Annotated in this window: 15 protein-coding genes; 10 read left to right on the forward strand and 5 right to left on the reverse strand. The window is 62.6% G+C overall.

The window, feature by feature from the left end:
* Positions 1-22: 22 nt before the first annotated feature.
* The 5 genes from AC57B1_RS07635 (at position 23) to AC57B1_RS07655 (ending at position 2,907) form a co-directional block, all read left to right on the forward strand.
* Positions 23-583, forward strand: coding sequence for a GspH/FimT family pseudopilin (locus AC57B1_RS07635; protein ID WP_496417134.1), 561 nt, complete (start codon positions 23-25; stop codon positions 581-583).
* Complete coding sequence (locus AC57B1_RS07640) at positions 580-1,026, forward strand: type IV pilus modification PilV family protein (protein WP_496417135.1); 447 nt, start codon at positions 580-582, stop codon at positions 1,024-1,026. Before AC57B1_RS07635 ends, AC57B1_RS07640 begins: the two co-directional genes overlap by 4 nt.
* The gene (locus tag AC57B1_RS07645) at positions 1,023-1,832 is read left to right on the forward strand and encodes a PilW family protein (protein WP_496417136.1); all 810 of its coding nucleotides are present in this window, start codon (positions 1,023-1,025) and stop codon (positions 1,830-1,832) included. The genes AC57B1_RS07640 and AC57B1_RS07645 overlap by 4 nt, the downstream gene beginning before the upstream one ends.
* Before the next feature lie 164 nt (positions 1,833-1,996).
* The gene (locus tag AC57B1_RS07650; protein WP_496417190.1) at positions 1,997-2,443 is read left to right on the forward strand and encodes a pilus assembly PilX family protein; all 447 of its coding nucleotides are present in this window, start codon (positions 1,997-1,999) and stop codon (positions 2,441-2,443) included.
* Between the two features lie 11 nt (positions 2,444-2,454).
* The gene (locus tag AC57B1_RS07655) at positions 2,455-2,907 is read left to right on the forward strand and encodes a type IV pilin protein (protein ID WP_496417137.1); all 453 of its coding nucleotides are present in this window, start codon (positions 2,455-2,457) and stop codon (positions 2,905-2,907) included.
* Between the two features lie 24 nt (positions 2,908-2,931).
* Here AC57B1_RS07655 and AC57B1_RS07660 read toward each other — a convergent pair whose 3' ends face one another.
* The 3 genes from AC57B1_RS07660 to AC57B1_RS07670 form a co-directional block, all read right to left on the reverse strand.
* Complete coding sequence (locus AC57B1_RS07660; RefSeq protein WP_496417138.1) at positions 2,932-3,411, reverse strand: DUF3318 domain-containing protein; 480 nt, start codon at positions 3,409-3,411, stop codon at positions 2,932-2,934.
* Between the two features lie 98 nt (positions 3,412-3,509).
* A complete protein-coding gene (locus AC57B1_RS07665; protein WP_011486908.1) occupies positions 3,510-3,896 on the reverse strand; it encodes a phage holin family protein in 387 nt (128 codons plus the stop codon).
* 131 nt (positions 3,897-4,027) lie between these two features.
* Positions 4,028-4,330 (reverse strand): ElaB/YgaM/YqjD family protein, encoded by a 303-nt coding sequence (locus tag AC57B1_RS07670; protein WP_496417139.1) that lies wholly within the window; start codon positions 4,328-4,330, stop codon positions 4,028-4,030.
* Between the two features lie 341 nt (positions 4,331-4,671).
* Between AC57B1_RS07670 and AC57B1_RS07675 the strand changes: the two genes are divergently transcribed.
* Positions 4,672-5,310 carry a peroxiredoxin gene (locus AC57B1_RS07675; RefSeq protein WP_091796640.1) on the forward strand — a complete coding sequence of 213 codons (639 nt, stop codon included), beginning with the start codon at positions 4,672-4,674 and terminating at the stop codon, positions 5,308-5,310.
* Positions 5,311-5,446: 136 nt separating this feature from the next.
* Here the strand turns inward: AC57B1_RS07675 and AC57B1_RS07680 are convergent, their stop codons facing one another.
* Positions 5,447-6,637 carry an acyl-CoA dehydrogenase gene (locus AC57B1_RS07680; RefSeq protein WP_091796639.1) on the reverse strand — a complete coding sequence of 397 codons (1,191 nt, stop codon included), beginning with the start codon at positions 6,635-6,637 and terminating at the stop codon, positions 5,447-5,449.
* A gap of 104 nt (positions 6,638-6,741) precedes the next feature.
* Here AC57B1_RS07680 and AC57B1_RS07685 point away from each other — a divergent pair, with 104 nt between their 5' ends.
* The gene (locus tag AC57B1_RS07685) at positions 6,742-7,527 is read left to right on the forward strand and encodes an IclR family transcriptional regulator (protein WP_496417140.1); all 786 of its coding nucleotides are present in this window, start codon (positions 6,742-6,744) and stop codon (positions 7,525-7,527) included.
* 147 nt (positions 7,528-7,674) lie between these two features.
* On the opposite strand, the gene AC57B1_RS07690 is transcribed toward AC57B1_RS07685, so the two are convergent.
* On the reverse strand, positions 7,675-8,508 hold the full coding sequence (locus AC57B1_RS07690; RefSeq protein WP_496417141.1) for an EAL domain-containing protein: 834 nt from the start codon (positions 8,506-8,508) through the stop codon (positions 7,675-7,677).
* A gap of 343 nt (positions 8,509-8,851) precedes the next feature.
* On the opposite strand from AC57B1_RS07690, the gene AC57B1_RS07695 reads away from it, so the two are divergent.
* The 3 genes from AC57B1_RS07695 to fahA are packed head-to-tail and all read left to right on the forward strand — an operon-like array spanning position 8,852 to position 12,904.
* Positions 8,852-10,216 (forward strand): MFS transporter, encoded by a 1,365-nt coding sequence (locus AC57B1_RS07695; protein WP_496417142.1) that lies wholly within the window; start codon positions 8,852-8,854, stop codon positions 10,214-10,216.
* Between the two features lie 34 nt (positions 10,217-10,250).
* Positions 10,251-11,597: a homogentisate 1,2-dioxygenase gene (gene hmgA / locus AC57B1_RS07700; RefSeq protein WP_496417143.1), complete on the forward strand. Its 1,347-nt coding sequence runs from the start codon at positions 10,251-10,253 to the stop codon at positions 11,595-11,597.
* Positions 11,594-12,904 carry a fumarylacetoacetase gene (fahA, locus tag AC57B1_RS07705; protein ID WP_496417144.1) on the forward strand — a complete coding sequence of 437 codons (1,311 nt, stop codon included), beginning with the start codon at positions 11,594-11,596 and terminating at the stop codon, positions 12,902-12,904. Before hmgA ends, fahA begins: the two co-directional genes overlap by 4 nt.
* Positions 12,905-13,022 lie beyond the last annotated feature (118 nt).

Below are 13,022 nucleotides of genomic sequence, written 5' to 3' on the forward strand. Positions count from 1 at the left end.
TTCGAATCGATCAGGGATGCAGATGAAATGGAATGCAGTCTGTCCGCCGCGACGCCGCGGCTTCACGCTTGTCGAAACGCTGGCCGTACTCGCGCTGCTTGCCGTGATCGCCGTAATGGGTACGCCCTCGTTCGTCGCGTGGTACGTGCGCGATCAGGTCGACGCCCGCGCGAAGGCGCTTGCCTCGACGCTTGCCTATGCGCGTAGTGAAGCGTTGCGCCAGGGCGCGCGAGTCACCGTCTGTCGGACCGATGCGGCCCGGCATTGTCTTGCGGCGGGGCAGCCGTGCGGCAATGGTGTGGCTGACTGGTCCTGCGGCTGGGCGGTCCTCGCTGAACGAGGCGGATCGTCATCGCTATTGCGCGCGCAGCCTCTCTTTGCAGCGGTGAGTATCACCGGCACGCAGACGAATCTCACGTTCACGCCGCCAGCGGGGCAATTGATCGGCACTTTCCGCAGTTTTGATATTGCACCGCGTGCGCCGTCCAAGGCCATGCAAGGGGCCACGTGGCGGCGCTGCATTCGTATTGCAGCGGGCGGTCGCGCGCGGATCGCCGAAGGCGCTTGCGGAGCGGCGTCATGAACCGATACCCGCAGAACCGTTACTCGCGCTGTTGCGGGTCGGCGTGTGGTGGCAGCTCATTGATCGAGGTCATGCTGGCTGTCGCGTTAATGGCGGTCACAGCGCTGGGCTTGATCGCCGGGCAATTGTGGACCGTGCGTGAAGCCCGCGCGATGTCGATGCGCGAACACGCCGCCTGGATAGGCGACTCCGTTGTGGAGGCGACGTACGCGCCTTCCGCGGGCGACGCCGCAATCAGGCAATGGAGCGCGCTGGCAGCGGTAGTTTTGCCGCATGGCGAAGCCTCGGTGCGTGAGAACGGCGGTGTGTCCTTTGCGCGTGTTACGTGGGCAGCGCTGCACGACATGCCGCATTCCGACGATGTGATCGACAAGCCCGTGCCCTGCGGCGGAGCGGATCTTCCCGTGGGGTCGTCATGCGTAGCGCTGGCGTTTGCACAATGATGCGGCGATCGAATCCCTCTCGCGGCCACACGCTGATCGAATTCGCGATTGCCATGGCGTTGGGACTGCTGGTGACCGCGGGTGCTGTCTCGCTATATACGGCCCAGCGCAGCGCATTCGAACACGCGAGCGATGCAATGCGGATCCGCGAATCCGGCCTCATTGCACTGACGCTGATCGGCCAGCAATTGCAAATGGCCGGCTTCGTACCCGCGGACGTTGTACGGTACAACACTCCCGCACCGTTGTTCGGATGCTCGGGTGGCCGCCCGACCGGCGCTGACGATAGCCTTGCCTGCGAGACCTTGCCCAGTCATTCAGACGGCTTCGCGGTCCGCTATGTCGGTGACAACGTGTCCACATGGCCGTCTTCCAGCGGGCAAACAACCGACTGCCTCGGGCAGGCCGTAACCGGCGGCAACGCGGCGCTCGGCGACAAGGGCGTGCTGGTCGTCAACCGGTACTTCGCCAGAGTCAGTGCTTCGACCGGGGAGCCGGAGCTTTATTGCGAGGGCAACGGCAAGACGGGGTCCGCGCAGCCGCTGGTCGAAGGTGTCGAGCGCGTGCGGGTGAAGTACTGGTTGGCCGGTGCGCTGGCTGCAAGCGACGCGTCGGCCGTGACGGCCGACCAATGGGCAAGGGTCGTCGCCGTCGATCTCTGCGTGCTCGTGCGCGGTGCGCCACGAGGACAGCGTTCGCGCTATGTCGATTGTGACGGCGTCAGCGCTCTTGCTAGCGATTCGCGTCCGCGTCAGGCGTTCTCGCGGCGTGTTGCGATACGCAATCACGCGGAGGATGGGTCGTGACGAAACGACGAATCGAACAGCAACAGCACCTGGCAGTCAGGCGATGCGTTAGGCGTCGGAATCAAGTGGAAAGCTTTCCGTGCTTCAGTCGAGTGACCCGCAACAACCGTTCACGCATTCGGCAACTGGGGGCAATCCTGCCGATCGTCCTGCTGATTTCAGCGATGATGTTGGCCACTTCCGCGGCCTGGTTCGAGACATCGATTGCGGCAGCGCGTGGCGCCACCAACGTTCGCGAATACCTGCAGGCTTTCCATGCTGCGGATTCGGCGTTGACTTTGTGTACCCGAAGTGTGATCGCGAGGGCAACCACCCAAAGCGCGGCGCCGCTGCCGACCGTATCCGGCGAACCGATTCAATGGAAACTCGAAGCCGCGTTTGAAGCCGGCGCCGTTACGCCCGTAGCGCAATGGCCCGGATCGCTACGAGCGCCGCAATGTCTGGTCGAGGCCTGGCGCCTGGCAACTCGCGCCGATGCTCGAGCGTACTTATTGACTTCGCGCGGCTTCGGCCGGACGAATGCGTCGCAGGTGTGGTTGCAGATGGAACTGGTAATCGATGGAGAGAAGATCGAACGTCATTGGCGCCGCGTCGCCGCGCGACCTTTTTGATTGGAGGTGTCATGAAGCCGCATACATCCGCCTTCTCGCTGCTCGAATTGATGATCACGCTAGCGATTGTCGCCGCGCTGGCGGTGTTTGCCGTGCCTTCGTACCGCAGCCATGTCGCGCGAACTCATCGAATCGATGCGGCGGCCGCGCTGTATCGCGCGGCCCAATTCGTCGAGGGAGCGTCGAGCGACAACTTGTCGGCATTGCCCCCAGGTCTCGATCAGGCGCCGCAATTCGGCACACCCGTTTATCGCCTGCATGTTCTGCCTGGCGACGATGCGAACGGTGGCTACACGATAGAGGCGGCGCCGAGCGAATCAGGTCCGATGCACGACGACACCTGCGGCATTTTCACGCTCGATGCGACAGGATTACGCAACAACAAGAGTGGGGCAACCGGCGGTGCAAACAGCGGAACAAACGGTTCGACAACCGCTAGCGGCGATTGCTGGAATACAAGCTAGCGAACCGGCAATCAGCGTCACGCCTCAATAACCGCTATTCGTCGAGTCGGCCCTGTCGTCAGACGACGCAGCGGAATCCTGCTTCATCTGTTGCCAGATCCGATAGGCTTCCCATCCGGCAAGGGCGAGGCTGCCCCATTTGAGCACAGGTTTAGCGCCCGCTGCGACCGTTGCGCGCAGTGGCTTGGCGAGGAGGATCGAAGCGATCGAACTGATGAGCGGATACTGTTTGAGGAGGGCGCCGATGCTTCCGGCGTTGATAAAGCTCGCCTTCGAGCCTTGGCCCACACGCATGCCACCGAAGCCCGGCAAGATGAACTTGAGCCAACTGAAGTGCGTCACTGCCTGCCGCAATTCGATAGTCGCCTGAGCGAGTTCCATGCGCTCGACATCCGCGCGCACGAGCAGCAGTTCCTTGCGCAGCGCGCGCAAATGAGGTGCGCTCAGATCTTTGGCCTGGTGGCGCTTGTTACGGAAGGCGGTATCGGAATGGATCTGGCTCATGGCGTGTCGGCGGCAGTGAAGGTGGGGCGGTAGAACGGCGCTGCAAATCGCGCGAGATTCTTAAGGAAGACGCAGGGCACGCCGTTGCGTCTTCCGGATCACGGTTTGCGGAATACGTCGCGGTCTTTTTCGAACTCGGCAATGGTCGCCTCGAACACCATCGGGGCATTGCGCAATCCGCTGCGCGCTTTCAGCGCACAGGCTAAGCCCGCAATCGCATAGACCGCGGTGATGCCGGCGAGCGCTTGCCAGCGGTAGGTGTCCCAGAATGCGATGGCGATCAGCGCGGTGAGCGCGATCAGCGCCATTGTGGCGAGCATCATGGCGGCGAGGCCGAGAAACAGCACGCCGAGCAGACGGTCCTTTTCTTCGGCGAGTTCGATGCCGACCAGTTCCAGCCGCGTTTGCAAAATGGCAAACACGGAACCGATGATGCGGCGCAAAGGACTATGTTCTCCGCGCTGCGATTGTGTGTCGATCGTCATGGCTGTGGGCGTTGCGCGTGAAGGCCTAACCGGCGCGCACGCGCGCCAGAAGAAGCGGACCGGCCAGGCTTGCGCCGGTCAACTCGATTCGCTGATGCGCCGGACGGATAAGTCCGACGCCTTCGCCAGTGTTACTTGCGGTTGATCAACAGCCCAAGCAGCACGCCGGCGCCCGCGGCAATGCCGATGGATGCCCACGGGTGCTCATGCACGTAGTCGTCGGTGGCGCGGGCCGCTTTCTTGCCTTTCTCGACAACTACGACCTGAACGTCAGCCGCTTTTTCCTTGGCCTGCTTCAGGCGCGTCAGCGCCCTTTCACGAAGTTCCGAAGCGCGCTCGCCGGTGGCGCTCGCGGCCTGTTTCAGCAGATCTTCAGCGTCCGCGAGGACGGTTTTGATATCCGACATCAATCTCTCCTTGTTGACTTCCGACATTGACAGCTCCCCTTCGTCTCACGCCACGCGTGAATCGTAACCAAAGAAACGGCCGCTGGCGAGCGCAGGGCTCGGTTGGTTCACAACTTCGCACGAACCGTTCCCGGTTGAAGCATAACGACAAAACCCCCGCCGCCCGAACAATATGCGGCAAAGTTTGCTTAGAATGGAGTTGATCTGTCCCGCAAAGTTTCCACTAAAACAGTGAAAATTACAAAAACGCATAAAGTAGTGACGCGATGTTCGTTCGTCATACACCGTCGCTCCCGTATGCTTTATGTTTGCGGGGCGCCGTCGGTGAATGCTGTCGCGGCAATATCCAAACCTTTAGGAGATGCATGATGAGTCTACGTCTTGGCGATATCGCGCCGGATTTCGAGCAGCAGTCGAGTGTCGGCCCGATCAAATTCCATGAATGGCTGGGCGATAGCTGGGGCGTGCTGTTTTCGCATCCGGCTGACTTCACGCCGGTCTGCACGACCGAACTTGGCTTGACGGCGAAGCTGGCTGATGAATTCGAGAAGCGCAATGTGAAGACCATCGCGTTGTCGGTCGACAGCGCCGAGTCGCATAAGGAGTGGATTAAAGACATTAACGAGACTCAAGCCGCCAATGTCGGCTTCCCGATTCTCGCTGATGGCGACCGCAAGGTTTCCGAGCTGTACGACATGATCCATCCGAATGCGAACGAAACGCTGACCGTCCGCTCACTGTTCGTAATCGATCCGAAGAAGAAGGTGCGTCTCATCATCACCTATCCGGCCAGCACGGGCCGCAACTTCGACGAAGTGCTGCGTGTGATCGATTCGCTGCAACTCACCGACAATCACTCGGTCGCGACACCGGGTAACTGGAAGCAGGGCGATGACGTGGTGATCGTCCCGTCGCTGAAGGACGAGGAAGTCATCAAGCAGAAATTCCCGAAGGGCTACAAGGCGCTCCGCCCGTATCTGCGCATGACGCCGCAGCCGAACAAGTAAGCGGCGGTGAGTGACAAAGCGCGCCGTGCACTGCGGCGTGCTGCGTCGAACAAAAAAAGCCAGTTCATATGAACTGGCTTTTTTATCGTCTTGCGCAAACGCCCCCACGATCGGCGGCATCAGCGCACCGCAGGTTTCAGAAGAAAGCCTGAATGCCCGTTTGCGCGCGGCCAAGAATCAGCGCGTGAATGTCGTGCGTGCCTTCATACGTGTTCACGACTTCCAGATTCACAAGATGCCGCGCCACGCCGAACTCGTCCGAGATGCCGTTGCCGCCGAGCATGTCACGTGCGAGCCGCGCAATGTCCAGCGCCTTGCCGCATGAATTGCGCTTCATGATCGAGGTGATCTCAACGGCCGCGGTGCCTTCGTCCTTCATGCGGCCAAGACGCAGCACGCCTTGCAGTCCGAGCGTGATTTCGGTCTGCATGTCGGCGAGCTTCTTCTGGATCAACTGGTTCGCGGCGAGCGGCCGGCCGAACTGTTTGCGATCCAGCACGTACTGACGCGCGGTATGCCAGCATGCTTCGGCCGCGCCGAGCGCGCCCCAGGCAATACCATAGCGCGCCGAATTCAGACAGGTGAACGGACCGCGCAAACCGCTGACTTCCGGGAAGCGGTTCTCTTCCGGCACGAACACCTCGTCGAGCACGATCTCGCCGGTAATCGACGCACGCAGGCCCACCTTGCTGTGGATGGTCGGCGCCGACAGGCCCTTCCAGCCTTTCTCGAGAATGAAGCCGCGAATCGCGTCCTTGCCGTCTTCTTCGAGCTTCGCCCACACCACGAACACGTCGGCGATGGGCGAATTGGTAATCCACATCTTCGAGCCCGACAGCGAATAGCCGCCGTCAACCTTCTTGGCTCGCGTGACCATGCTGCCCGGATCGGAGCCGTGATTCGGTTCGGTCAGGCCGAAGCAGCCGATCCATTCACCGGTGGCGAGCTTCGGCAGGTATTTCTGCTTCTGCGCTTCCGAGCCGAATGCGTGGATCGGCACCATGACCAGCGACGATTGCACTGACATCATCGACCGGTAGCCGGAATCGACGCGCTCCACCTCGCGCGCAATCAAGCCGTACGCGACGTAGTTCAGGCCGGGGCCGCCGTATTGTTCGGGAATCGTCGGGCCGAGCAGGCCGAGTTCGCCCATCTCGCGAAAGATCTCGATGTCGGTCTTCTCGTGCCGGAACGCTTCGAGCACGCGCGGCTGCAGCTTGTCCTGCGCATAAGCCGCAGCGGCGTCGCGCACCATGCGTTCGTCTTCGGTCAGCTGCTGATCCAGCAGCAACGGGTCTTCCCAGTGAAACTGCGCGGCCTCGGCCATGGCTTATCTCCTGATTCCTTGCTTGACTAAACGTGCGTGAAGCTTGACTTAAGTTCCGCTATGCGAAACAATGTTTTGCAAACCACGTCCGAGTGTATCACCCCATGACGCCTGCATCCACTCCCACCGAACCGCTCGACGAGCGCAAATTCGTCGTCGCCCTCGCACGCGGGCTGGATTTGCTGCGCGCGTTCAAGCCGGGAGAAACAATGCTCGGCAACCGCGATTTCGTCGAACGCACCGGCTTGCCGAAGGCGACCGTCAACCGGCTCGCCTACACGCTGACGGTGCTCGGCTATCTGCGGCTCGACGAAACCCTAGGCAAATATGCGCTCGACGCCGGAGTGCTGTCGCTCGGTTTCGCGCTGCTCTCGGGCACGGACACGCTCGAACTCGCTCGCCCGCACATGCGCACGTTCGCGCGCGAGGTGGGCGCGGCGGTTTCGCTCGGTTGCCGCGATGGGCTCGACATGATTTATCTGGAGACGATTCGCAGTGAAACCGCGTTGACGCTCGGACTCGCTTCCGGCTCGAAACTATCCATGTTGACGAGTTCGATGGGGCGCGCCTATCTCGCCGTGCAACCGCTCGACGTGCGCGCCGCGCTGCTGGCCGAACTGCGGAAGGCGGCGGGCAAGGAAGGCGACGAACTGGTCGCCGATGCGGAGAAAGAAATCGCTGCCTTCGCCGCGCACCGCTGCTGCTATTCGTTCCGCGCGTGGCACGAGGATGTCAATGCGGTCGCGGTGCCGTTTCGCGAGCCGCGCGAAGGCCGCTGGCTGGTGCTGAGTTGCAGCGGGCCGGCTTCGTCGATGGGAGAGGAGGTGTTTCGTGACAATGTCGCGCCGCGGCTTAAGGCGCTCGCGCGGCGTTTGGGCGATACGGGCTGAAGCGGCGGGTGCGGCTACGTGACTTGGCGTACGTCTGCTCGACCGGGCTCGACGAGATCAACCAGTTCAACCGCTCAACGGCTCAACCGCCCAACCGCCCAACCGCCCAACCGCCCAACCGCCCAACCGCCCAACCGCCCAACCGCCTCAAACCGCCCGGTCGTGATAATGCGCGTTGAACAACGGCCCTTGCACGAAGCGCACGTCGTATTGCTGCAAAGCATCGAACTGCGCTTCATCCACCACACGATTGAAGATCAGCGGAATCCGCAAGCGGCCGGCATAACCCACTAACGGTTTAACCGTCGCATCGCGCAAAGCGGTGCCCGCATCCATCTTGAGGAAGTCGAGCCGCGCGGTCTCCGACACCGACAGAATCTGCCCCGCGTTGGACAGATTGCCCGCCACCTTGAAGCCATAGTGCTGATAGCTCTTGGTCAGATAGCCGAGAAAAGTCTTGTGCGCGACCGCCGCAGCCGGCAACTCGATCACCACCCGCGACGGGTTCAATCCGAACGACACCAGCACGGTCGAAAAATGCCGCCCGTGGTCGTACTTCACACTCTTGAGCAGCCGCTCGTGTACCCGAAGAAAGAGCAGCCCATGCCGCTGCGCGCCGAAGAAATTGATGGCGTGCAGCGCGCGTGACATGCGGTCGAGTTCGACGAGCTCCCGATCGTCGGCGATCCGGTCGAACGGATCGAACACGTCGGACGGCGCAGCGTCGAGCAGGTGCGTGACAGCCTGAAAGCCGAGCTCGTCGCCGAACCGGTCAACCCCCTCGGCCCCGGACGAAAGCGACTGCGCCAACGCATGCACGCTGATATCGAAGATCGGCTCGTAGGCGCTGGCGAGTTCCAGCTCTTCGAACCGCGCCAGTGCGACGTCGTGATGCAGGCCTTGCCCCATCGCCAGATGCGCGCCGAGAAACGGATGATCGGCGGCGCGGGCAATGAGAGCGGGGATGGTCGGCGGAATCATGTAGACGTATGGATGGCGATGGAGAGGCGCGCGGCAACGCAATCCGGTTGCCGCATCCATTGATGGTAGCAGTCCGCACCGCGCTCACATGAACAAATTGCTCATAACGTTATCCGCCGAACGCTTGCATCTACGGGCCACGGCGCGTTTGCGCAGCGGTTTTTCAGGGTATACGTTAATTTCACTATCCGTAATTCGTTTTACCATACGTAAATCGTAGCGCGCCTGCGATGGCGGGAATATTTGTGCCGCGTGGCCTGCATGTACCGGACACGCGCGCTTTTGGGCCGGTTCGGCCGCACCGCCGCCCAACCACCCAATGAGCAAGAGGGGAGACGATCCAATGAGCGCTAAACCGGCGGCGGCCGCCGCGAACGTCATCGAAGTCGAGCGCGTGCTCGGCGAAACGCATCACCCGGCATTCCAGTTGATGCTGCTCGTTTTATGCGGGCTGTGCCTCGTGATCGACGGTTTCGACGCGCAGGCCATGGGCTACGTCGCGCCGAGCGTGATCGGCGAATGGCATGTGTCGAAAGCGGCGCTCGGTCCGGTGTTCAGCGCCAGCCTGTTCGGCATGCTGCTCGGCGCGCTCGGGCTGTCGGTGCTGGCTGACCGCGTCGGCCGCCGTCCGGTGCTGATCGGCTCGACGTTTTTCTTCGCGCTGTCGATGCTCGCCACGCCTTTTGTCACGACGATCCCTGCCTTGATCGCACTGCGCTTCATCACCGGGCTCGGACTCGGCTGCATCATGCCGAACGCGATGGCGCTGGTCGGCGAATTCTCGACACCCGCGCATCGCGTCAAGCGCATGATGCTGGTGTCGTGCGGCTTCACGCTGGGTGCGGCGCTCGGCGGCTTCATCAGCGCCGCGCTGATTCCGGCTTACGGTTGGCGCGCGGTCTTCTGGGTTGGCGGCGCAGTGCCGTTGCTGCTCGCGCTGGCCATGCTTGCCGCGCTGCCGGAGTCGCTGCAATTCCTGGTGCTCAAGGGCCGCAGCGAGCGCGCCTTGCGCTGGCTCGCGAAGTTCAACCCTGCGTTGACGATCGATGCGAACACGCGTCTCGTTGTGCGTGAGAAGGGCAACGACGGCGCGCCGGTCGCTGAACTGTTCCGCGCCGGCCGTGGCCCGGTGACCTTGATTCTGTGGGCGATCAGCTTCATGAACCTGATCGATCTGTATTTCCTGTCGAACTGGCTGCCCACCGTGATGCGCGACGCCGGCTATTCGCCGAGCACGGCGGTGATCGTCGGGACGGTGCTGCAAACGGGCGGCGTGGTCGGCACCTTGCTGCTCGGCTGGTTTATCGAACGCTTCGGTTTCGTGCGCGTGCTGTTCGTCTGTTTTGTGGGCGCGGCGCTGGCGGTCGGCACGATCGGCACGGTAGCGCATGCGTTGCCGTGGCTGTTGATCGTCGTGTTCGCGGGCGGCTTCTGCGTGGTCGGCGGACAGCCGGCGGTCAACGCGCTGGCGGGCCATTTTTATCCGACCACGCTGCGCTCGACCGGGATCGGCTGGAGCCTCGGCATTGGCCGGATCGGTTCGGTGATCGGGCCGCTAATCGGCGGTCAACTGATTGCGCTCAATTGGTCGAACGCGTCGCTGTTTCATGCGGCGGCCGTGCCGGTGCTGTGCTCCGCGCTGCTGGTGATCGCGCTGGCTGCGGCGACGCGCCAACGCGGCCGCCCGTCCGAGGCGCGGACCGCGTGAGCTGACGAGATCGAGTATCAACGGAGAACCTTGCATGGATACCCAAACACGTACGCCTAACACCGCCAGTTCGCGGCTTGAAATCGAGCCGGGCTATCAGTCGGGCTTCGCGAACGAATTCGCGACCGAAGCCCTGCCCGGCGCGTTGCCCGAAGGCCGCAACTCGCCGCAACGCGCGCCCTATGGTCTTTACGCCGAACAGGTGTCGGGCACGGCGTTCACTGCGCCGCGCGGTCACAATCGCCGCTCGTGGCTGTACCGGATTCGTCCGGCGGCTGTGCACAAGCCGTTCACGCCGCTGCCTTCGGAGCGCCTCGTCGCCAACTTCGCCGAGGTGCCACCGACACCGCCGAACCAGTTGCGTTGGGACCCGCTGCCGATGCCCGCCGAGCCGACCGACTTCGTCGACGGCTGGGTGACGATGGCCGGCAACGGCGCAGCGGAATCGATGAGCGGTTGCGCGATTCATCTGTACGCGGCGAACCGCTCGATGCAGGACCGCTTCTTTTACAGCGCCGACGGCGAATTGCTGATCGTCCCGCAGCAAGGGCGCCTCCATATCGCCACCGAAATGGGCCGGCTCGACGTCGAGCCGTTCGAGATCGTGGTGATTCCGCGCGGCGTGCGCTTCGCGGTGAGCCTGCCGGATGGTACGGCGCGCGGCTATATCTGCGAGAACTTCGGGGCGTTGCTGCGTTTGCCGGATCTTGGCCCGATCGGCTCGAACGGCCTTGCCAATCCGCGCGATTTCCTCACGCCGCATGCGGCCTACGAGGATCGTGAAGGCAAGTTCGAACTCGTCGCCAAGCTGAACGGCAACCTGTGGCGCGCGGACATTGGCCATTCGCCGCTCGACGTGGTGGCGTGGCACGGCAACTACGCACCGTACAAGTACGATCTGCGCCGCTTCAACACGATCGGCTCGATCAGCTTCGACCATCCGGACCCGTCGATCTTTCTGGTGCTGCAATCGCAAAGCGACACGCCGGGCGTCGATGCGATCGACTTCGTGATCTTCCCGCCGCGCTGGCTGGCCGCCGAAGATACGTTCCGCCCGCCCTGGTTCCATCGCAACGTCGCGAGCGAGTTCATGGGTCTCGTGCACGGCGTGTACGACGCGAAGGCCGAGGGTTTCTTGCCGGGCGGCGGGAGTCTGCATAACTGCATGACGGGTCACGGCCCGGACGCGGACACGTTCGAAAAAGCCTCACATGGCGACACGTCGAAGCCGATGAAAGTCGGCGACACGATGGCCTTCATGTTCGAGACGCGCACGCTGATCAAGCCGACCCGCTTCGCGCTCGAAACCGCGCAATTGCAGGCGCATTACTACGAGTGCTGGCAAGGTCTCAAGAAACACTTCAATCCGGAGCAACGATGAACGCATTGAGCGATCTTCAGGCGACGCTCGATCCGTCGCGCAAAAGCTGGGTCGAGTCGGCCAATGAGCCGAGCAACGATTTTTCGATTCAGAATCTGCCGTTCGGCATTTTCAGCGACGCTCTGAATGCGACGCGTCGCGTGGGCGTGGCGATCGGCGACAGCATCGTCGATCTGGCCGCGCTCGAAAGCGCGGGTCTGCTGAGCGTGCCTTCATCGGGTGCGGGCGAGAGCGTGTTCGTACGCGACACGTTGAACGATTTCATCGCACTGGGACGCGACGCATGGCGCAGCGTGCGCATTCAGTTGAGCAAGCTGCTGTCGCGCAGTGACGCGACGCTGCGCGACGACGCCGAGCTGCGCAGCCGCGCGCTGATCCGGCAGGCCGACGCGCAATTGCATCTGCCGGTGCGGATTCCGGGCTACACCGATTTCTATTCGTCGAAGGAGCATGCGACGAATGTCGGCTCCATGTTCCGCGATCCGAAGAACGCGCTGCTGCCGAACTGGTCGGAGATGCCGATCGGCTACAACGGACGCGCGTCGTCGGTGGTGGTGAGCGGCACGCCGGTGCGTCGTCCTAACGGACAGTTGAAGCTGCCGGATCAGGAGCGTCCGGTGTTCGGCGCGTGCCGCAAGCTGGATATCGAGCTCGAAACGGGCTTCGTGATCGGCGCTGGCAACGCCTTGGGCGAGCCGGTTGCGTGCGCGGATGCCGAAGCGCATATCTTCGGCATGGTGCTGCTGAACGACTGGAGCGCGCGCGATATCCAGCAATGGGAATATGTGCCGCTCGGGCCGTTCAACGCGAAGACATTCGCGACCACGATCTCGCCGTGGATCGTGACGCTCGACGCGCTCGAACCGTTTCGCGTCGCACAGCCGGCGCAAGATCCGCAGCCGCTCGACTATCTGCGCCACGACGGCGAGCATGCTTTCGACATCACGCTGGAAGTAACGCTGCGCCCGCAGCAGGCAAAGCGGGCGAGCACGATTACGCGGACCAACTTCAAGCACATGTACTGGACGATGGCGCAGCAGCTCGCGCATCACACGGTATCGGGCTGCAATACGCGCGTGGGCGACCTGATGGGCTCGGGCACGATCAGCGGGCCGACGGAAGATTCGTTCGGCAGCCTGCTCGAGTTGACGTGGAACGGCAAGAAGCCGCTGGAGTTGCAGGAAGGCGGCACGCGCAGTTTTATCGAAGACGGCGACGAGTTGACGCTCGCGGGTTGGTGCCAGGGCGAGGGTTATCGAGTGGGCTTCGGTGTGTGCGCCGGGGAGATTTTGCCGGCGTTGAAGTGACGCTGAAAATGCGCGCCGGGAGGACGGAAGGCGCACGATAAAGAACGGGGAAGCCATTGAGTGTGGCTTCCCCGTTTTGCTGTGCGCTGGTCACTATGCAGCGGCGCTGTATCTAACC

It is taken from the genome of Paraburkholderia sp. BGA-UO-ETr-F21, assembly GCF_059567925.1.